The 20,378-nt window shown below is 74.4% G+C and carries 15 protein-coding genes and 1 pseudogene; 11 read left to right on the top strand and 5 right to left on the bottom strand.

The features are described 5' to 3' along the window. Positions 1 to 49 precede the first annotated feature (49 nt). Positions 50 to 1,750: a proline--tRNA ligase gene (locus ABEB00_RS21015; RefSeq protein ID WP_345621474.1), complete on the top strand. Its 1,701-nt coding sequence runs from the start codon at positions 50 to 52 to the stop codon at positions 1,748 to 1,750. 53 nt (positions 1,751 to 1,803) lie between these two features. Here ABEB00_RS21015 and ABEB00_RS21020 read toward each other — a convergent pair whose 3' ends face one another. The 3 genes from ABEB00_RS21020 to ABEB00_RS21030 are packed head-to-tail and all read right to left on the bottom strand — an operon-like array spanning position 1,804 to position 3,739. After that, positions 1,804 to 2,703 (bottom strand): aminoglycoside phosphotransferase family protein, encoded by a 900-nt coding sequence (locus tag ABEB00_RS21020; RefSeq protein ID WP_345621475.1) that lies wholly within the window; start codon positions 2,701 to 2,703, stop codon positions 1,804 to 1,806. Positions 2,704 to 2,744: 41 nt separating this feature from the next. Next, a complete protein-coding gene (locus ABEB00_RS21025; protein WP_345621476.1) occupies positions 2,745 to 3,212 on the bottom strand; it encodes a DUF4439 domain-containing protein in 468 nt (155 codons plus the stop codon). Then, positions 3,209 to 3,739 (bottom strand): hypothetical protein, encoded by a 531-nt coding sequence (locus tag ABEB00_RS21030; RefSeq protein WP_345621477.1) that lies wholly within the window; start codon positions 3,737 to 3,739, stop codon positions 3,209 to 3,211. Before ABEB00_RS21030 ends, ABEB00_RS21025 begins: the two co-directional genes overlap by 4 nt. 296 nt (positions 3,740 to 4,035) lie before the next feature. On the opposite strand from ABEB00_RS21030, the gene rimP reads away from it, so the two are divergent. The 10 genes from rimP to ABEB00_RS21080 all read left to right on the top strand — a co-directional run bounded on the left by rimP (position 4,036) and on the right by ABEB00_RS21080 (position 16,701). Next, the gene (gene rimP, locus ABEB00_RS21035) at positions 4,036 to 4,578 is read left to right on the top strand and encodes a ribosome maturation factor RimP (protein ID WP_345621478.1); all 543 of its coding nucleotides are present in this window, start codon (positions 4,036 to 4,038) and stop codon (positions 4,576 to 4,578) included. 2 nt (positions 4,579 to 4,580) lie between these two features. Further along, positions 4,581 to 5,579 carry a transcription termination factor NusA gene (gene nusA / locus ABEB00_RS21040; RefSeq protein ID WP_345621480.1) on the top strand — a complete coding sequence of 333 codons (999 nt, stop codon included), beginning with the start codon at positions 4,581 to 4,583 and terminating at the stop codon, positions 5,577 to 5,579. A gap of 139 nt (positions 5,580 to 5,718) precedes the next feature. Then, positions 5,719 to 6,033 carry a YlxR family protein gene (locus tag ABEB00_RS21045; RefSeq protein WP_345621481.1) on the top strand — a complete coding sequence of 105 codons (315 nt, stop codon included), beginning with the start codon at positions 5,719 to 5,721 and terminating at the stop codon, positions 6,031 to 6,033. 145 nt (positions 6,034 to 6,178) lie between these two features. After that, a complete protein-coding gene (gene infB, locus ABEB00_RS21050) occupies positions 6,179 to 9,319 on the top strand; it encodes a translation initiation factor IF-2 (protein ID WP_345621482.1) in 3,141 nt (1,046 codons plus the stop codon). Between the two features lie 197 nt (positions 9,320 to 9,516). Further along, complete coding sequence (locus tag ABEB00_RS21055; RefSeq protein WP_345621484.1) at positions 9,517 to 9,813, top strand: DUF503 domain-containing protein; 297 nt, start codon at positions 9,517 to 9,519, stop codon at positions 9,811 to 9,813. 134 nt (positions 9,814 to 9,947) lie between these two features. Further along, positions 9,948 to 10,442, top strand: coding sequence for a 30S ribosome-binding factor RbfA (gene rbfA, locus ABEB00_RS21060; RefSeq protein WP_345621485.1), 495 nt, complete (start codon positions 9,948 to 9,950; stop codon positions 10,440 to 10,442). Continuing rightward, the gene (gene truB, locus ABEB00_RS21065) at positions 10,439 to 11,344 is read left to right on the top strand and encodes a tRNA pseudouridine(55) synthase TruB (RefSeq protein ID WP_345621486.1); all 906 of its coding nucleotides are present in this window, start codon (positions 10,439 to 10,441) and stop codon (positions 11,342 to 11,344) included. The genes rbfA and truB overlap by 4 nt, the downstream gene beginning before the upstream one ends. A gap of 321 nt (positions 11,345 to 11,665) precedes the next feature. Beyond that, positions 11,666 to 14,824 (top strand): trypsin-like peptidase domain-containing protein, encoded by a 3,159-nt coding sequence (locus ABEB00_RS21070; RefSeq protein ID WP_345621487.1) that lies wholly within the window; start codon positions 11,666 to 11,668, stop codon positions 14,822 to 14,824. A 24-nt stretch (positions 14,825 to 14,848) separates the two neighbouring features. Continuing rightward, positions 14,849 to 15,022, top strand: a complete 174-nt coding sequence (locus ABEB00_RS21075) for a zinc-binding dehydrogenase (RefSeq protein WP_425586538.1) — start codon at positions 14,849 to 14,851, stop codon at positions 15,020 to 15,022. Between the two features lie 719 nt (positions 15,023 to 15,741). Continuing rightward, positions 15,742 to 16,701 carry a bifunctional riboflavin kinase/FAD synthetase gene (locus tag ABEB00_RS21080; protein WP_345621488.1) on the top strand — a complete coding sequence of 320 codons (960 nt, stop codon included), beginning with the start codon at positions 15,742 to 15,744 and terminating at the stop codon, positions 16,699 to 16,701. A gap of 156 nt (positions 16,702 to 16,857) precedes the next feature. Here ABEB00_RS21080 and ABEB00_RS21085 read toward each other — a convergent pair whose 3' ends face one another. Together ABEB00_RS21085 and ABEB00_RS36095 are read right to left on the bottom strand one after the other, a co-directional pair. Continuing rightward, positions 16,858 to 19,875, bottom strand: a complete 3,018-nt coding sequence (locus ABEB00_RS21085; protein ID WP_425586541.1) for a MinD/ParA family ATP-binding protein — start codon at positions 19,873 to 19,875, stop codon at positions 16,858 to 16,860. A gap of 192 nt (positions 19,876 to 20,067) precedes the next feature. Further along, positions 20,068 to 20,184, bottom strand: a pseudogene (locus ABEB00_RS36095) (SCO5717 family growth-regulating ATPase); the annotation flags it as partial. Between the last annotated feature and the right edge of the window lie 194 nt (positions 20,185 to 20,378).

Genomic DNA, 20,378 nt, shown 5'->3' on the forward strand with positions numbered 1-20,378 from the left:
CGGCTAACCTCGTTCGTCAGTACCCCCAGCAGCAGGAGACACGAGAACCATGGCGAACGCACCGGTCCAGCGCATGTCGAAGTTGTTGGCGAAGACGCTGCGCGACGACCCGGCCGACGCCGAGGTCCTCAGCCACAAACTGCTGGTCCGCGCCGGCTACGTCCGCCGCACCGCCGCCGGCCTGTGGAGCTGGCTGCCGCTCGGCAAGAAGGTCCTCGCCAACGTGGAACGGATCGTCCGCGAGGAGATGGACGCCATCGGCGCCCAGGAAGTGACGCTCCCCGCCCTGCTGCCCCGCGAGCCCTACGAGGCGACCGGCCGCTGGGACGAGTACGGCCCCGAACTGTTCCGCCTCCAGGACCGCAAGGGCGGCGACTACCTGCTCGGCCCCACCCACGAGGAGATCTTCACCCTGCTGGTGAAGGACCAGGCGTCCTCCTACAAGGACCTGCCGGTCATCCTCTACCAGATCCAGAACAAGTACCGCGACGAGGCCCGCCCCCGGGCCGGTATCCTGCGCGGCCGCGAGTTCCTGATGAAGGACTCCTACTCCTTCGACACCGCCGACGAGGGCCTCGCCGAGTCCTACGCCCTGCACCGCGCGGCCTACCAGCGCGTCTTCGAGCGCCTCGGCCTCGACTACCGCATCTGCGCGGCCACCGCCGGCGCGATGGGCGGCTCCAAGTCCGAGGAGTTCCTCGCCCCCGCCGAGGCCGGCGAGGACACCTTCGCCGACTGCCCGAACTGCGACTTCGCCGCCAACACCGAGGCGATCACGTACGAGCTGAAGCCGGTGGACGCGGCCGGGGTGCCCGCCGCCGAGGAGATCCCCACCCCGGACACCCCCACCATCGAGACCCTCGCCGCCTCCCTCGGCGTCCCGGCCTCCGCCACCCTGAAGAACCTCCTCGTCAAGGTCGACGGCGAGATCGTCGCCGTGGGCGTGCCCGGCGACCGCGAGGTCGACCTGGACAAGGTCGAGGCGCACTTCGCCCCGGCCGCCGTCGAACTCGTCACCGCCGAGGACTTCACCGGCCGCCCCGACCTCGTCCGCGGCTACGTCGGCCCCCAGGGCCTGGCGAAGGTCACCTACCTCGCCGACCCGCGCGTGGCCCCCGGCACCGCCTGGATCACCGGCGCCAACAAGGACGGCACCCACGCGAAGAACGTCGTCGCCGGCCGCGACTTCCAGGTCGACGCCTACGTCGACGTCGTCGTGGTCCAGGACGGCGACCCCTGCCCCAAGTGCGGCACCGGCCTCACGCTGGACCGCGCCATCGAGATCGGCCACATCTTCCAGCTCGGCCGCAAGTACGCCGACGCCCTCAAGCTCGACGTCCTCGGCCAGAACGGCAAGCCGGTCCGCGTCACCATGGGCTCCTACGGCATCGGCGTCTCCCGCGCGGTGGCCGCCCTCGCCGAGCAGCACGCCGACGACAAGGGCCTGGTCTGGAACAAGGAGGTCGCCCCGGCCGACGTGCACGTGGTCGCCGCCGGCAAGGCCCTCCAGACCGAACTGGCCCTCGACGTCTCGGAGAAGCTGGCCGCCGCCGGCGTCCGCGTCCTGGTCGACGACCGCGCCGGGGTCTCCCCGGGCGTGAAGTTCACCGACGCCGAACTGATCGGCGTCCCCCAGATCCTGGTCGCCGGCCGCCGCTCCGCCGAGGGCGTCGTCGAACTCAAGGACCGCCGCACCGGCGAACGCGAGGAGCTGACGGTGGACGAGGCCCTCGCCCGCCTGACGGCCTGACGCCACCGGGGTCCGTCCGGCACGAGCCGCCGGACGGACCCCGCGGGCGGTCCCTACAGCCAGCCCGCGAACTCCAGCAGCAGTTCCGCGTCCCGGGGGCGGCCGACGCGGGCCGCCCGGACGCCCGACTCCACCGCCCGGAACAGGGTCCAGCCGCGCAGCCGGTCCCGGTCGACCTCCAGCGACTCCGCGAGCCGCTTGATCCGCCGCCGGGTCGTCGCCGCCCCCGAGGGCTGGGCGATCAGGTCCTCCACCCGGTCCCGTACCAGCCGGGCCAGATCGAACGCCGGTTCCCCGACCACCGGGTCCGGCCCCACCGCCAGCCACGGCATCCGGTCCCCGGCCAGCACCTTGCTCTGCCGGAACGTGCCGTGCAGCAGCCGCTCCTCCGGCGGCGCGGCGAGCAGTTCCTCGCGGGCCAGCAGAGCCGCGTCCACCAGCGGCGCCACCTCCGGATGCGCCTCGGCGCCCGCCCGCATCCCCGCGGCCTGCCGCCCGGTCCGCCCGGCCACCGTCTCGAAGGGATGGTCCGCGGGCGGCTGGACCCACAGCCGCCGCAGCGTCCCCGCCGCCTCCAGCAGCGCCCTCGACTCCGCCAGCGACCGCACCGACACGTCCGGGTGCAGCCGCTCCAGCAGCAGTACGCCCTCGGCGGCCCGCGGCTCCAGCAGTTCCACGGCGCCCCGGCCGCCCCAGTGCGCCAGCGCGGTCCGCTCCGCCTCCGGACGGGCCCGGGGCGGCGCCAGCTTCAGCACCGCGGGCCTCCCGTCGGCGGCCGACACCAGCACGACCAGGCTGCCGCGCCCGCCGGGCACCTGCACCCGTTCGACGGTCAACCCGCGTAGATCCACGGCCTGCCGGAGCGCCTCGGGCAGCCGCTCCAGCCAGTCGTCACCCTCCGGTGCCGTCTCACCGAGCGCCCTGACCAGACGCCGCGGCGGTTCGAAAGCCATACGCGAGCCGTTCCCTTCCCGTACGGGCCCTGCCGTACGCGTTACGCCGCCGGGTCCGCCGGGGCCGACGCGGTGCCGGCCCGCTCGGCGAGCCCAGGGAAGGCTACGCTCCCGCCGCGCCAGCGCACCGCACGCACCGCCGCCTCCCGCAGCGCCTCGGCCGCCGCGGCCCGCCGGCCGCCCCCGGCCGCCCGGACCAGGTCCGAGTAGACCCCGGCCACCCGCTCCTCCAGCTCGGCCGCCAATCGCGCCGCCGCGGCCGCGTCCGGCACCGCGAAGGGCAGCGCGTACCCGGCGGCCGAGGCGACCGGCGTACCGCCCAGACCGCTCACCTCGCGCTCCAGCGCGTCCCGCCGCGCCCGGTGCGCGTCGTACGCCGCCCGCGCCTCCGTGCGCCGGGCCTCGCCGACCCGGCCGCCGACCACCCCGTAGCCGTAGACCGCCGCGTGCTCGGCGGCCAGCGCCGCCTGCAGAGCCGTCAGCTCCCGCTTCCGCGTCTCGCCGCTCACCCGTCACCCTCCGTCAGCAGAAACACGTGCGCCGCCCCGGCCGCGGCGACCGAGGCGAGCAGCCGGGCCAGCTCGCCCGGCACGTCCAGCAGCGCCTCGGACCGCCGGGCGGCGAGCTTCCGCTCGGCGGCGGCGAGCCCGGCCAGCGCGTCCTTCTCGGTCGCCGGTACGGCGGGCGGCTCGGCGGCGGTCGGCCCGGCGGCCCGCGCCGACCCGGAGGGGGCGGGCGAGGCCGCCCGCGCCCCGCCGAACGCCACCGCGTGCCGGGCGACCTCCGCCCGCAGCGGGCCCAGCCGCCCGGCCAGGGCCGGATGCGCGGCGATCACCGCGTCGTACCGCCCGGCCAGCGCCGCGCTGTCCCGCGCGGCCCGCGCGCGGGCCCGGTCGGCGACCGTCGGGGAGCCGCCGCCCCCGGGGCCGTCGCCGTCACCGGTGCAGCCGGTCAGCAGCGCCGCCCCGGCGGCGGTGACCAGCAGGCTCCTTCTGCGCGGCCCCGCGAGCGGGCGCGGCGATGGGGGGAACAGCACGGCAGACGTCCTCGGCAGGCTCGTACGGAAAGCGGCGGAAAGCGGAGGTAAGGAAGAGGAAGCGAGGAAAGGGAAGTGAGGAAGGGGAAGTGAGGAAGGGGAAGCGGGACGGGGCCGCCGTCGCGACGGGCTCCGGAAAAGGCGTGTCCTTGATCACCGTACCCGGGCGGCCGCGCGCCGTCGCTCAGCGGCGCCGGGGCACCCAGGTGGACGTCAACACCCTCTGCGACCGGATACGCTTTGACCAGACACGCGACCCATCCCACAACAGCACACGCGGCCGAGGAGTCACCCGGATGAGCACCACCCAGAGCGAGAGGCTGCGAGAGCTACTGGAACCGCTGGTCAGCTCCCAGGGACTCGATCTCGAGGAGATCGCGGTGGACTCGGTCGGACGCAAACGGCTGCTGCGTGTCGTCGTCGACTCCGACACCGGTGCGGACCTGGACCGGATCGCCGATGTGAGCCGCGCGCTCTCGGCGAAGCTCGACGAGAGCGACGCGATGGGCGACGAGGAATACACCCTTGAGGTCGGCACCCCCGGCGCGGAGCGCCTCCTGACGGAGCACCGCCACTACGTGCGCGCCACCGGACGGCTGGTCGCCTTCCAGCTCGCCGAGGGCGACGAGGTGACGGCCCGGATCCTGGACGTGGACGCCGACGGAGTCGCTGTCGAGGTGCCCGGCGTGAAGGGGCGCAAGCCCACCGCGCGCAGACTCGCCTTCGCGGACGTGACCCGGGCGCGGGTCCAGGTCGAGTTCAACCGCAAGGACAAGCAGGACGTGCAGGACGTGCAGGACCAGAAGAACGTGACGGAAACGGAAGAGGAGGAGGCGTAGCCATGGACATCGACATGAGTGCCCTGCGGGGCTTGGTGCGGGAGAAGGAGATCTCCTTCGACCTGCTGGTCGGGGCGATCGAGTCGGCCCTCCTCATCGCCTACCACCGCACCGAGGGAAGCCGCCGCCACGCGCGCGTGAAGCTCGACCGGGAGACCGGTCATGTGACCGTGTGGGCGAAGGAGGACCCGGACGACCTGGAGGACGGGCAGGAGGCCCGCGACTTCGACGACACCCCGTCGGACTTCGGCCGGATCGCCGCCACCACCGCCAAGCAGGTCATCCTGCAGCGGCTGCGCGACGCCGAGGACGACGCGACGCTCGGCGAGTACGCCGGCCGCGAGGGCGACATCGTCACCGGTGTGGTCCAGCAGGGCCGCGACCCGAGGAACGTGCTCGTGGACATCGGCAGGCTGGAGGCCATCCTGCCGGTGCAGGAGCAGGTGCCCGGTGAGAGCTATCCGCACGGCACCCGCCTGCGGTCCTACGTCGTGCGGGTGGCCAAGGGGGTGCGCGGTCCGTCGGTGACCCTCTCGCGCACCCACCCCAATCTGGTGAAGAAGCTCTTCGCGCTGGAGGTGCCGGAGATCGCCGACGGGTCCGTCGAGATCTCCGCCATCGCCCGCGAGGCAGGCCACCGCACCAAGATCGCCGTCCGCTCCACCCGCTCGGGCCTGAACGCCAAGGGCGCCTGCATCGGCCCCATGGGCGGCCGGGTCCGCAACGTGATGGGCGAGCTGAACGGCGAGAAGATCGACATCGTCGACTGGTCGGACGACCCGGCCCAGATGGTGGCCAACGCGCTCTCGCCGGCCCGCGTCTCCAAGGTGGAGGTCGTGGACATGCAGGCCCGCTCCGCGCGGGTGACGGTGCCCGACTACCAGCTCTCGCTGGCCATCGGCAAGGAGGGCCAGAACGCCCGCCTCGCCGCGCGGCTGACCGGCTGGCGCATCGACATCCGCCCGGACACCGAGCAGCCGTCGGAGCAGCCGTCCAGGTGATGCGGAGGTCCCCGGTCCCGAGCGGGCCCGGGGAACAGATCCAAGCCGCCCGTCGCTGAGATCACGACAGTCTCGTGGCGGCAAGTGTTCGATCCTTGCCCCGAAGGGGTGGGGTCGTCGCGGGGAGGTAGACTACAGAGTGTCTGGCCGGACACGCGATCGTGCATGCCCAGAGCGCACCTGTGTGGGGTGCCGGGAGCGAGCGGCCAAGACCGGGCTGCTGCGCATCGTGGCGGTCGAGGGCGAATGCGCCCCCGATCCTCGCGGTACGCTGCCCGGCCGGGGTGCGTACGTTCACCCCACCGAGGTCTGCCTCGACCAGGCGGTTCGCCGCCGGGCGTTCCCGAGGGCACTGCGCGTCCCGGGACCGCTCGACGTAAAGGCGTTGCGCCGACACGTCGAGCAGACACAGGGTTGCCGATCGGTCGCCGATGGCGGGCGACCGGGCAAGTAAGACGTGCCGCACGGAACCCCGTGCGGCTTGGTACCTCGCGAGTCGAAAGCAGGTCGAGATTGCGATGAGCACTCGATGAGTACGCGATGAGTACGCCCATGAACTAGCGACGGTCCGGACGCAACCCGGACCTCAAAGGAGCGAAGTGGCTAAGGTCCGGGTCTACGAACTCGCCAAGGAGTTCGGTGTCGAGAGCAAGGCTGTCATGGCCAAGCTCCAGGAACTCGGTGAATTCGTCCGTTCGGCGTCTTCGACGATCGAAGCGCCTGTCGTACGCAAACTGACTGACGCCTTCCAGGGCGGTGGCAACGGCAAGTCCGCCGGCAAGCCCGCCCCTCGGAAGGCCGCCCCCCGTCCCGCCGGCCCCTCTCCGGCGCAGACGGCCCGTCCGGCCGCCCCGCGGCCGGCCGCACCCAAGCCTCCGGCGGCAGAGCCCGCCGCGGCCCAGCCTCCGGCGGCGCAGGCCCCGGCGGCTCCCTCCGCGCCCGCGCAGGCCAACGGCCCGCGTCCGGGTCCCAGGCCCGCGCCGCGTCCGGCTCCGGCCGCCCCTGAGTTCACCGCGCCTCCGGCGGCCCCCGAGGCCCCCGCGGCCCCGGCCGCGTCGGCTCCGGCCGCCTCGGCCCCGTCGGCTCCGGCCGGTCCGCGGCCCGGCGCGCGTCCCGGTGCCCCGAAGCCCGGCGGCCGGCCCTCCGGTCCCGGTCAGGGCCAGCAGCGCGACCAGCGCGACCAGCGTGACCCGCGTGACCAGGGCCGCTCCGGCGGCGCTCGTCCCGGTGGCCAGGCGCCCCGTCCGGGCGCCCGCCCGTCCGGTCCGCGTCCGGGCAACAACCCCTTCACCTCCGGTGCGAACGCCGGAATGGCCCGTCCGCAGTCGCCCCGTCCGCAGGGTGGCGCGCGTCCCGGTCCCGGCGGTCCCGCCGCCGGTGGCGGTCCGCGTCCGCAGGCGGCCGGCGGCCAGGGCGGTCCCCGTCCCCAGGCGCCGGGCGGCAACCGTCCGAGCCCGGGCGGGATGCCCCGTCCGCAGGGCGGCGGCGCAGGTCCCCGTCCCGGCGGCGGTCCGCGTCCGAACCCCGGCATGATGCCGCAGCGTCCCGCTGCCGGTCCCCGTCCCGGCGGTGGCCCCGGCGGTGGCGGCGGGCGCGGCCCGGCCGGTGCCGGTCGTCCCGGCGGCGGCGGTCGTCCGGGCGGCGGCGGCTTCGCCGGTCGTCCGGCCGGTCCCGGTGGCGGCGGCGGTGCCGGTCGTCCCGGTGGCGGCGGCGGTTTCGCCGGTCGTCCCGGTGGCGGCGGCGGCTTCGGCGGTGGCGGCGGTGGCCGTCCCGGCTTCGGCGGCCGTCCCGGCGGTCCCGGTGGCCGCGGTGGCACGCAGGGCGCCTTCGGTCGTCCCGGCGGTCCCGCGCGTCGCGGTCGCAAGTCGAAGCGGCAGAGGCGCCAGGAGTACGAGGCCATGCAGGCCCCGTCGGTCGGCGGCGTGATGCTGCCTCGCGGCAACGGCGAAGCCATTCGCCTGTCGCGCGGTGCCTCGCTCACCGACTTCGCGGAGAAGATCAACGCCAACCCGGCGTCGCTCGTCGCGGTCATGATGAACCTCGGCGAGATGGTCACCGCGACCCAGTCCGTCTCCGACGAGACCCTGCACCTCCTCGCCGGCGAGATGAACTACACGGTTCAGATCGTCAGCCCGGAGGAGGAGGACCGCGAGCTGCTCGAGTCCTTCGACATCGAGTTCGGCGAGGACGAGGGCTCCGAGGAGGACCTCGTGGTCCGTCCTCCGGTGGTCACCGTCATGGGTCACGTCGACCACGGAAAGACCCGACTGCTCGACGCGATCCGCAAGACGAACGTCATCGCGGGCGAGGCCGGCGGCATCACCCAGCACATCGGTGCCTACCAGGTCGCGACCGAGGTCAACGAAGAAGAGCGCAAGATCACCTTCATCGACACCCCGGGTCACGAGGCGTTCACCGCCATGCGTGCCCGTGGTGCGCGCTCGACCGACATCGCGATCCTGGTCGTCGCGGCCAACGACGGCGTCATGCCGCAGACGGTCGAGGCGCTCAACCACGCGAAGGCGGCCGACGTGCCGATCGTCGTCGCGGTCAACAAGATCGACGTCGAGGGTGCCGACCCGACCAAGGTCCGCGGTCAGCTCACCGAATACGGGCTGGTGGCCGAGGAGTACGGCGGCGACACCATGTTCGTCGACATCTCCGCCAAGCAGGGTCTGCACATCGACTCGCTGCTGGAGGCCGTGGTCCTCACGGCCGACGCCTCGCTCGACCTGCGTGCCAACCCGCACCAGGACGCGCAGGGCATCTCGATCGAGTCCCGCCTCGACCGCGGTCGCGGTGCGGTCTCGACCGTCCTCGTCCAGCGAGGCACCCTGCGGGTCGGCGACACGATGGTGGTGGGCGACGCCTACGGCCGCGTCCGCGCCATGCTCGACGACAACGGCAACAACGTCGCCGAGGCGGGTCCGTCGACTCCGGTCCAGGTGTTGGGTCTCACCAACGTCCCGGGTGCGGGCGACAACTTCCTGGTGGTCGACGAGGACCGTACGGCCCGTCAGATCGCCGAGAAGCGCGCCGCCCGCGAGCGCAACGCCGCGTTCGCCAAGCGCACGCGCCGCGTGTCGCTGGAGGACCTGGACAAGGTGCTCAAGGCCGGCGAGATCCAGCAGCTCAACCTGATCATCAAGGGTGACGCTTCCGGATCCGTCGAGGCCCTGGAGTCCTCGCTGCTCCAGCTCGACGTCGGCGAAGAGGTCGACATCCGGGTCCTGCACCGCGGTGTCGGTGCGGTCACGGAGTCCGACATCGACCTGGCGATGGGCTCCGACGCCATCGTGATCGGCTTCAACGTGCGCGCCGCCGGGCGTGCCGCGCAGATGGCCGAGCGCGAAGGGGTGGACGTCCGGTACTACTCGGTCATCTACCAGGCGATCGAAGAGATCGAGGCGGCCCTCAAGGGCATGCTCAAGCCGGAGTACGAAGAGGTCGAGCTGGGCACGGCGGAGATCCGCGAGGTCTTCCGCTCGTCCAAGCTGGGCAACATCGCGGGTGTGCTCATCCGTTCCGGCGAGGTCAAGCGCAACACCAAGGCGCGCCTCCTGCGCGATGGCAAGGTCATCGCGGAGAGCCTCAACATCGAGGGTCTGCGTCGCTTCAAGGACGACGTCACCGAGATCCGGGAAGGCTTCGAGGGCGGTATCAACCTCGGAAACTTCAACGACATCAAGGTCGACGACGTCATCGCGACGTACGAGATGCGCGAGAAGCCGCGGGTGTGACACCCGGCGCTTCCAGGCCGGCCGACGGGATTCGTCCCGTCGGCCGGCCGACGGCTGTCCGCACCCCTGCGGGCGCCGGCCGCGGGCCGCGAAACCCCGTCGAGCGATCGGCGGGTTCGCGGTACCGTTCTTGATGTCCCTGTCCGCCGGAGCGGGCAGGACCATCGATCCCGTACCGGCGGGCAACCCGGACACACATGTACGTGGGGACCCTGTCCTTCGACCTGCTTCTCGGCGACGTCCACTCGCTGAAGGAGAAGCGCTCCGTCGTCCGCCCGATCGTCGCCGAGCTCCAGCGCAAGTACGCGGTGAGCGCGGCCGAGGTGGACCACATGGACCTCCACCGGCGGGCCGTCATCGGGCTCGCCGTGGTCTCCGGTGACGCGACGCACCTGACCGACGTACTGGACCGGTGCGAACGGCTGGTCGCCGGCCGGCCCGAGGTGGAGCTGCTGTCCGTCCGACGGCGCTTCCACGGCGAAGACGACGACTAGACCGCACCCAGAGACACACCCAGAGACACACACCCAGAGACACACACCCCGAGACACTCACTCACAGACGCACCCTCGAAAACGCACACCAAGAACCGTACGCAGAAGAGCAAGAAAGAACGGGAGACGGACCAGTGGCCGACAACGCGCGGGCCAAGAGGCTGGCGGACCTCATCCGGGAAGTGGTGGCCCAGAAGCTGCAGCGTGGGATCAAGGACCCGCGGCTCGGCACGCACGTCACCATCACGGACACCCGGGTCACGGGTGATCTGCGGGAGGCGACCGTCTTCTACACGGTCTACGGCGACGACGAGGAACGGCAGGCCGCCGCGGCGGGCCTGGAGAGCGCCAAGGGCGTTCTGCGCTCCGAGGTCGGCCGGGCGGCGGGCGTGAAGTTCACGCCGACCCTGACCTTCATCATGGACGCCCTCCCGGACACCGCCAAGAACATCGAGGACCTCCTCGACCGGGCGCGCCAGTCCGACGCGGCGGTGCGCGAGGCGGCCGCGGGCGCCGGGTACGCCGGCGAGGCCGACCCGTACCGCAAGCCGGGCGACGACGACGAGACCGCCGACACCGACGACGACACCGACGACGGGGCCGACGAGACGGACGACACCGCTAAATGAGCGACAAGCACACCACGCCCGACGGCCTCGTCATCGTCGACAAGCCGTCGGGCTTCACCTCGCACGACGTCGTCGCCAAGATGCGGGGCATCGCCCGCACGCGGCGCGTCGGGCACGCCGGCACCCTGGACCCCATGGCGACCGGGGTCCTGGTCCTCGGGGTGGAGCGGGCCACCAAGCTCCTCGGGCACCTCGCCCTCACCGAGAAGGAGTACGTGGGCACCGTCAGGCTCGGCCAGACGACCCTGACCGACGACGCCGAGGGCGAGGTCACGAGGTCGGTCGACGCCTCGAAGGTCACCCGGGAGGCCGTCGAGGCGGGCGTCGCCGAACTGAGCGGCGACATCATGCAGGTGCCGTCCAGGGTCAGCGCCATCAAGATCGACGGCGTGCGCTCCTACAAGCGGGCGCGCGAGGGCCAGGAGTTCGACATCCCCGCCCGGCCGGTCACCGTCTCCTCCTTCGCGGTGTACGACGTCCGGGAAGCCGTCGCGGACGACGGCACCCCCGTGCTCGACCTGGTGGTGTCGGTGGTCTGCTCCTCCGGCACCTACATCCGCGCCCTCGCCCGCGACCTCGGCGCCGGCCTCGGGGTCGGCGGACACCTGACCGCGCTGCGCCGCACCCGGGTCGGCCCGTACAAACTGGACACGGCGAGGACGCTGGACCAGCTCCAGCAGGAGCTGCAGGTGATGCCGATCGCCGAGGCGGCCGGTACGGCCTTCCCGCGCTGGGACGTGGACGAACGGCGTGCCCGGCTGCTCACCAACGGGGTGCGGCTGGAGATGCCCGAGGAGTACGCGGGCGTGGGCGCCGTGGGCGTCTTCGACGCCGCGGGACGCTTCCTCGCACTGGTCGAGGAACAGCGGGGCAAGGCCAGGAGCCTGGCCGTCTTCGTTTGAGCACAGCCCTGGGGCCGAGCCCCCGGAGTCCCCGGAGGACCTGGAGCGTTGGGGCCGGGACTCCCGGGGCCGGGTGTCGTCCGGCCCCGGGACCACCCGTGGAGCGGCGGCCACGGGACGTCCTCGCCGCCGCTCCAGGGTCCCCCCTCGGTTCCCCCACCTAGGTCTGTCCAGCAGACCCGCTCCGGTCACCCGTCCGGGCGGGCGCTCGGAGTGAACCGGGGGAGCGGAAGGGGGCGCGTTCGCCGCGCGAGGTGTCCCGCCGATCATCGCCCGCCTACCGTCGAGCACAGCGCACGGTGCACGGCGGGGAGGTCCACGATGGCGTCGCGCAACCGGTCTCAAGACACCCCCGCCCCCGGCGGCGGCACACCGCCGGACCCGGACCCCGTCCACCCCGGCGGACCCGCCGCCGGTCCCACGCTGGTCCGCGTGCACGACCTCGCCGGACGCCTGCGCGGCACCGGTTTCCTCGCCGACCACCACGGCACGGTCGTCACCAGCCACGAAGCCGTCGACGGACTGCCCCGGCTGGTCCTGCACGGCGCCGGGGACCGCCGCTGCGCCGTGACCGCCGACGCCGTCGTCCCGCTCCCCGCCCTGGGACTCGCCCTCGTGCGCACCGCGGGCCTCTGCCTCGCCCCGCTGCCCTTCGCCGCGCGCGAGGAGACCGAGCCCGGCAGGTACGTGCGGATCGCCGCCGGCGGCTGGCGCGAGGCACGCGTGCTGGGCGCCACCGACGTGACGTACACCGCCACGGACGGCTTCCACTGTCTGGGCGACGCCCTGGAACTGGCGGTCGGCACGGCGGGCCGGGACGCGCTCCGGCTGGGCGGCGGAGCGGCCGGCGGCCCGGTGCTCGACGCCGCGACCGGCGCCGTGCTCGGCGTCCTCGGCACCGCCCTCAGCTCCGGCCACGGCGACATCGGCTTCGCCGTGCCGCTGCGCCCCGCCCCGGGCCCGCTCGCCGACCTGGTCGCCGAGAACGCGGCCACGGTCCCCGCCCACGGGGCCGACCTCAACCTGGCCGGGGTGCTCGAACTGACCGGCGTCTCGGTCGGGCAGGACGGGCCGGCGGGGGCCTCGGCGGGCAGGACCGGAACCGGCGGTGCGGGGCGTGCGGGGCGAGTCGTCGAACGGGAGGCGGTCGCCAGGGAACTGGCCGCCTTCACCGGCGGTCCCGCCCGGGTCCTCGCGCTGGTCGGCGCCCCCGGCAGCGGTCGTACGACCGAACTGGCCGCCCTCGCCCGCCGGCACGCCGGCGGCGCGCGGCCGGCGCCCACGCTGTGGCTGCGCGGCGCCGGCCTCGGGGCGGACGACGTCTCGGTGGCGGACGCGGCGGGCCGCGCCCTGGGCCGGGCCGCCCGCGCCCTGGCGGCGGGCGCCGGACGGGCCGGGGGGAGGGGCAGGGGACCCGGTGGTTCGGAGTCCGGGGGGTGCGGGCCCGGCGGCTCCGAGGTCGTCGGCTACCAGGTCGGCGGCTACGAGGTCGGCGGCGCCGGGCTCGGGGACGTCGGGCCGGGACGGGTGGCCCAGGTGGCCCGTACCGCCGGCCGGCCACTGCTGATCCTGCTCGACGCGCCGGAGGAGATGCCGTCGGCACTGGCCCACCGGCTCGCCGAGTGGACCGGGGGCACGACCGCCTGGCTGCGTGAGACGGGCGCCCGGCTGGTGATCGGATGCCGGGCGGAGTACTGGGAGCGGGCGGGGGCGGCCTTTCCGCGGGAGGTGCTGCACGGAGCGGGGGCTGGGGCCCGGAGGATGGTGGACGCGGTGGCGGGGGCGGGGACCGGAGGCTCGGGTGGCGGGCGGTGGGGGAGCGGCGCCGGGGTGTCCGCCCTGCGGGCCGGCGCGCTGCCGCCCTGTGTGTGGCTGGGGGACCTGTCGGAGCGGGAGGCGCGGGCGGCCCGGGCGCGGCTCGGTCTGCCGGACGGGGCGGTGGCGGAGGCCGACGCCCGGCACCCGCTCACTCTGCGGCTCTGCTCCGAGGTCCGGACCGCGCTCGGCGACCCCGACGGGGTGCCCGGCGGGATGCCCAGCGGGATGCCCGGCGGGCTGGGCCGCGCCGAGATCCTCGCGGCGTACCTGGACCTGATGTGCCTGCGGGTCGCGGCCAGGCTGGCCGACGGCGACTCCCTGTGGGGCAACGCGGAGTGCCGGCTCGCGGTGAAGGTCGCCGGGCAGGTCCACGAGGCCGCCCGGCGCAGCCTCGGCCGGGAACAGGGCGAGCTGGACCGGGAGTCGTTCGAGGCCGTGTTCCCTCGGGGCCGGGCACCGGCCCGCCTCGGCGGCGGCACCGGCTGGGCCGCGGCCGTCCTCGCCGAGGGCCTCCTCGTCCCCGCCGGCCAGGGGTACCGCTTCGCCCACGAGGAACTCGCCGACTGGCTCCAGGGCACCCACCTGGACCTGGACGAGGCCCTGCGCGCCCTGGTGTACCGGCGCCGCCCCCCGGACACGGCGCCGCCCCTGCCGTACCACCGCATCGGCCCCGTCGTGGAGGCCCTGCTCCTGCTCGACCGCCGGCCCGACGGCCACCGGCTCGCCGCCCGCCTGGAGGAACTGACCCACGCCCTGGACGCCGAGCCGTGCCCCTGGTGGCCGGCCCGGCTCCTCGCCGAAACCCTGCTCAGGGTGCCCGACCCGGCGCCGTACACCGGGGTGCTGCGTACGCTCGCCGACGCCGTCGCGGCCCGGCGCGACGAAGGGCGGCCGGTGCCGGGGGAGTTCGGGCCCGGCTTCTGGGCCGCTCTGCCGCTGCCGGTGGACACCCGGCTGGACCTGCTGCGCCGGCTCGTACGCGCGGACGGGCCGCCGCCCGTGCCCCGGTCCGGGCCCGTGCCCCGATCCGGGCCCGTGCCCGCGTCCGGGTCCGCGCCCGAGCCCGAAGCCGAGCCCGAGCCCGCGTCCGGACCCGGCTCGCGCCACCTCGACACGGTCGCCGCGGCCCTCGCCGCCGACCCCCGTGCCGTACAACCGCTCCTCGTCCGCTGGTTCGACGACGAACGGCCGCTGCCCGCCGCGCCGCACGCGACCGTGGCCACGGCCGCGCAGGCACTGCTGCACACCCACCGCCACCGCGCCCCCGACAACCTCGTCGAGGTGCTCGTCGACCGCGCGCACCGCCGGGCCGGCGAACTGCTCGGCGTCCTCGCCGAGGACGAGGCCGCCGTGCTGTGCCGCGCCGCCGACCGATGGGCGCGCGACGAACGGCCCGAGCGGCGCGCCGCCGCGGCGACGTACGGGCTGCGCGCCGCCCCGCACGCCCGCACCGACACCGACCGTGCGCTGCTGCGCCGGGCCGCCCTCGCCCTGCTGGCCCGCGACGCCGACAGCCCCCTGCACGGTGCCGCGCTCGCCGTGCTGATCGGGGACCCCGGCAGCCGCGACCGCCACCTGGAGCGGGCGTTGCGCCACTTCGCGCAGGGCGACCCCCACCTCCCGCCGAGCGCCGTCGCCGCCGACCGCGAGGCGGCGCGGTGAGGGCCGTAGGTTCCACCGAGTTCGGTGGCCGCGAGGTCGTGCGGGTGCTGGAGCTGCCGGAACCGCACGCGGGACCAGGCCGAGTCCGGTGTCCTCACGCTCCGCGTCGCGCGGACCTACCCGCTTGAACAGGTCGCCGAAGCGCATCGGCTCATCGAGGAGGGCGGGGTGCGGGGCCGGCCCGTGCTGGTGTTCTGAAGAGGTCGCGCGGGTGGTCATGGTGTTCGGCGCGACGGGAGTCCCAGCGGTGGGTGGGCCAGGCTTCGCGGCCTCGGGCGGCGGTCCAGATGCTCGCCAAGGTGCACGAGAGGCCGCGCCCGACGCCGAGGTGATCACGGTCGGCTGCCTCACGGTCGGCTACCCGGCCGTCCTGCCGGAGGAGGGCAGCGACTGCAATCGCCTTGCCGCCCTCACCGAGCCGAGCTGGGTTCGATGGACTACTGGCCGGCCAGGCTCCCCGGCACCCTGCTGGACCGCGCTCCCATCAACAAGCGCGTCACCCCCGGTCCACCCCGACGCCGCAGGACACGGAAACACCGCCTTCCACGCCGAAGGAGTCCTCCGCATCGCCCTCCTCGGACGCTGACCAGCAGGCTGACCCGGTCGTCGGCCCGGACACCGGCCGGACACTCGAATCCCTGGCCGGCGAAGGGGTCACCGCGTGAACCCGGTCGGTGCGAGCGGCGCGCACCGGGAGCCGCGGGCCGAGGTGAGCGCCGGGAGCCTCCATGCCGATGCGAGCGGCGGGCGGGCGGCATGGCACCCTTAGACCTGCGATGAGGCATCCCCGGAAACCACCCGGGACGACCATGGACACCACCACGGAAACCACGGACACCACCACGGAAACCACGGACACGGGTTCCGCTTCGACGGCTTCGACGACTTCGACGAGTTTGCGACAAGGAGCAGACACAGTGCAGCGCTGGCGTGGCTTGGAGGACATCCCCGAGGACTGGGGACGCAGCGTCGTCACCATCGGCTCCTACGACGGTGTCCACCGCGGGCACCAGCTCATCATCAGGCACGCCGTGGACCGGGCCCGGGAACTGGGCGTGCCGGCCGTCGTCGTCACCTTCGACCCGCACCCCAGCGAGGTGGTCCGCCCCGGCAGCCACCCGCCGCTGCTCGCCCCGCACCACCGGCGCGCCGAACTCTGCGCCGACCTCGGTGTGGACGCGGTCCTGATCCTCCCGTTCACCAAGGAGTTCTCGAAGCTCTCCCCGGCCGACTTCGTGGTCAAGGTGCTGGTGGACAAGTTGCACGCGCGGGCGGTCGTCGAGGGCCCCAACTTCCGCTTCGGCCACAAGGCCGCCGGCGACGTGGAGTTCCTCACCGACCAGGGCCGGGTCTACGACTTCGACGTCGAGGTGGTCGACCTGTACGAGTCCGGTGCGGCCGGCGGCGGCGAACCGTTCTCCTCGACCCTGACCCGGCGGCTGGTCGCCGAGGGCGAGGTGCTGGGCGCCGCCGAGATCCTCGGCCGCCCGCACCGCGTCGAGGGCGTCGTCGTCCGAGGCGCCCAGCGCGGCCGCGAGATGGGCTTCCCCACCGCCAACGTCGAGACGCTCCCGCACACCGCGATCCCCGCCGACGGCGTCTACGCCGGCTGGCTGCACGCGCAGGGCGAGGCGATGCCGGCCGCCATCTCGGTCGGCACCAACCCGCAGTTCGAGGGCACCGAGCGCACGGTGGAGGCGTACGCGATCGACCGCGTCGGGCTCGACCTGTACGGCCTGCACGTCTGCGTCGACTTCCTCGCCTTCGTCCGCGGCCAGGCCACGTTCGACACGCTGGACGCGCTGCTGGAACAGATCGCACGGGACGTCGCGCGCTGCCGCGAGCTGGTCGCCGGGGCGGAGCAGCGGAAGGCATAACCCCGGGACGGGGTGGGGATGCGGCGGGGGCCGGCACCACATGGTGCCGGCCCCCGCCGCATCCCCACCCCGTCCGGGTCCGCTACTGCTGGGTCCAGCCGGGCGGTACGCCGCCGCCCTGCGGGTCNCGCCGCATCCCCACCCCGTCCGGGTCCGCTACTGCTGGGTCCAGCCGGGCGGTACGCCGCCGCCCTGCGGGTCCTGCGGCGGTGGCGGCTGCTGCTGCCAGCCCTGGCCCGGCGCGGGCTGCTGCCGCGGGGGCTGCTGCCAGCCCTGCCCCGGCTGCGGGGCGCCGCCGGGCGGGCCGTAGGGCTGCTGCTGCGGGTGCGCGTACCCCTGCGGCGGCTCCGCGTAGCCCTGCTGGGGCTGCTGCGGGTACTGCATGTTCGGGTTGCCGAAGCCTTGCTGGGTACGGGTCATGTCCTCGGCGACCATGGCGGCGAGGTCGAAGTACGCCTCGCGTGTCTTGGGCCGCATCATGTCGAGGTCGACCTCGGCACCCGCCGCGAGATGCTCGTCGAACGGCACCACGACGACACCGCGGCAGCGGGTCTCGAAGTGCGCCACGATGTCCTCCACCTTGATCATCTTGCCGGTCTCGCGGACACCGGAGATCACCGTGAGCGACCGCTGGACGAGGTCGGCGAAGCCGTTCGCCGAGAGCCAGTCGAGCGTGGTCGAGGCGCTGCTCGCACCGTCCACCGACGGGGTGGAGATGATGATCAACTGGTCGGCGAGGTCCAGTACCCCGCGCATCGCGCTGTAGAGCAGACCGGTGCCGGAGTCCGTGAGGATGATCGGGTACTGCCGCCCCAGCATGTCCAGCGCGGCCCGGTAGTCCTGGTCGTTGAAGGTGGTGGAGACCGCCGGGTCCACGTCGTTGGCGATGATCTCCAGCCCCGAAGGCGCCTGCGAGGTGAAGCGCCGGATGTCCATGTAGCTGTTGAGCTGCGGGATCGCCTGGACGAGGTCGCGGATGGTGGCGCCGGTCTCCCGCCGGACCCGCCGCCCGAGGGTGCCGGCGTCCGGGTTGGCGTCGATGGCGAGGATCTTGTCCTGCCGCTCGCTGGCGAGCGTGGCGCCGAGCGCCATGGTCGTCGTGGTCTTGCCGACGCCGCCCTTGAGGCTGATCACCGCGATCCGGTAGCAGGACATCACCGGCGTACGGATCAGCCCCAGCTTCCGCTGCCGCTCGGCCTCCTCCTTCTTGGCGCCGAACTTGAAACGGGACGGAGCGGTGTTGTTCTTGCGCGCCTTGGGCTGGTTGCGCAGCAGCCGGTCGGAGGTCAGCTCCACGGCCGCGTTGTAACCGAGCGGGGTGCCGGGCGACGCCTGCTGCTGGGGAACACCGGGCCCCCCGGGCTGCGGCCCGGGCGGGGCGGTCCAGTTGCCCGGACCGCCGTAGGCGCCGGGCTGCTGTCCCTGTCCCTGCGGTGGTCCCTGAGATGGTCCCTGTGGGTGCGTCTGTGGGTGCGTCTGTGGGTGCGCCTGCGGCGGCTGTTGCTGGTAGGGCTGGGGCTGCGCCGGCGGCTGCTGGTGGGGCTGCGGTTGCGGCTGGGCCGCCTGTGGCTGGTGCGGCTGGTGCGGCTGCTGCGGCTGCTGCGGGGCGCCCGGCTCGCCGGTCTCCTGCTGGGCCGGGCTCGGGTAGCCGTAACCCGCCTGCTGGGGCGGGAAACCGTAACCGGCCGGTCCCGGCTGCGGGGCGGCCTGCTGGGGCGGCTGCTGCGGGTAGCCGTAACCGGGGGCGGGCGGCTGCGCGCCGTACGGCTGCGCAGGCTGGGGCGTCTGCCGGGGGTCGGCCGCGGCGGGCTGCTGACCGGGATAACCCGGGTGGGGCTGCCGGCCGGGCTGCTCGCCGGGACCCACCGGCTGGGGCGGGCCGAACGCGCCCTGCGGGGCGGGCTGGTGACCGGAGTGACCGGGGTGACCCGGCTGCTGCTGGGCGGGCGGCTGGGGGTAGCCGTATCCGGCGCCGGGCCCGGTTTCCTGCCCGGCTTCGGGCCCGGCCTCGGGCCCGGCCTCGGGGTGGGGCGCGGTGGGATTGACGCCGGGGGCCTGCTGAGGCTGGTGGAACTGCGGGGCCTGCTGCGGCTGGTGGGGCTGGTGTGTCTGATATGCCTGGTGCGGCTGGTGGAGCTGCTGGGCCGGGTGCTCGGGCTGCTGCGGGACGGGCTGTGCCGGTACGAACCCCTGCGGCAGCGGCGGGAGGCCCTGGCCGCCGGTCTGGTGCTGTGCCGGGGGCTGCTGTCCCTGTGCTCCGGGCAGGGGATCGGACGCCGGGGGAGCGGGTTCGGCGGCAGCGGGGGCACCCGGGGCGACGGGGACGCCGTGGGCCGGTTCGGGCGTGGGTCCGGAGGCGGCGGCCGCCCCCGGACCGGCCTGCGCGTCGGGGTCCGGCACCGCGTCCGGGGCCTGCGCGGCGTGCGGCGTCTGCGAGGTCTGCGAGGCGTCCGTCCCGGCGGGCGTCGAAGGGGCACCGGTGGAGGTCTGGACGCCGGGGTTCGCGGGCTCGTCGCCCTGGGCACCGGAGTAGGGCGTACCGGGGTCGGGGGCGCCGGGGCCGGGTCCGGCGAAGTGACCGGACTCCGCCTCCTCGCCCCCGGCCCCGGCCCCGTCCGACGCAGTGTCCCGCGTGCCTGCCGCCGTGTCGCGCGAGCCTGCCGTGCCCGCCGTGCCCGCCGGTTCAGGATCGTCGTCCCCGCCGCCGAAGAGGCGGGCCGCCTCGGCGTCGGCGGCGGCGTGGTCGACCACGACCTGAGACCCGGGCAACGGCTGCTCGGGTGCGGGCCGCTCGGGTGCGGGCCGCTCGGGTGCGGGCCGCTCGGGCTCCGCAGCCGCCGGTGCGGAGCCCTGGACGTCCTCGTCGAGCGGGCGCAGCACCGGGAAACCGGGCGCGGCCGGCGGCTGGGCGGGCTGCTGAGGCGACCGAACCGGCGTGTGTGGCTGCTGGGACTGCTGTGGCTGCTGTGGCTGCTGGGGGTAGCCGTATCCGCCGGGCGTCGCGGGGACGGTGCCCTGCTGGGGCGGCGGGAAGCCGTAACCGCCCGGAGCGGCACCTTGAGGGGCGCCGACGGGCCCGCCCTGCCCCGACGGAGGCGGCACCGGCGGCCCGGCCTGCTGCGGCACACCCTGCGGAGCCTGCTGCGCCGGTCCGGGCACCGGAGCTGCGGGCACCTGCGGTCCCGGGACCGGCGGTCCGGGCACCTGTGGTCCCGGGACCGGCGGCGCGGTGTGCGGTGCCGCGGGTACGCCGGGAGGCCGTGCCGGCGTCATGCCGGGCGGACCCGTGGGCGTACCGGAAGGCGGTCCGACCGCCGCCGGTGGCGGCGGTGTCGGACCGGCGTCGGAGCCACCTTGTGTGCTTTGGGCATACCAGGCGGGAGGCGTGTAGACGATCTCGAACTCCCCGGTGAGATCGACCTCGTGATCGTCCCCGTCCGAGGAAGGGCTGCCGCCGTTGTACTCGGACCGATCCCTGTTCACTGCTTGCCTCCTGGTCAGCGACTGCTGCTGAGCTGGTCGTCATCGCGGTCGGGCGGACCCGGTGGCGAGTCCCCGTACGACTGCGATCGTCACCGCACCGACAGAAGCCTAATCACTCGCATGGCGGGACGGAAAAGCCCCCGTGCGAGGACCGGAGGGCCCGGCGGTCCGGCCGCCTCGGCGCTTCCCGGAGA

Origin of the sequence: Streptomyces ziwulingensis, from assembly GCF_039542605.1 — a bacterium.
Classification (GTDB): domain Bacteria; phylum Actinomycetota; class Actinomycetes; order Streptomycetales; family Streptomycetaceae; genus Streptomyces; species Streptomyces ziwulingensis.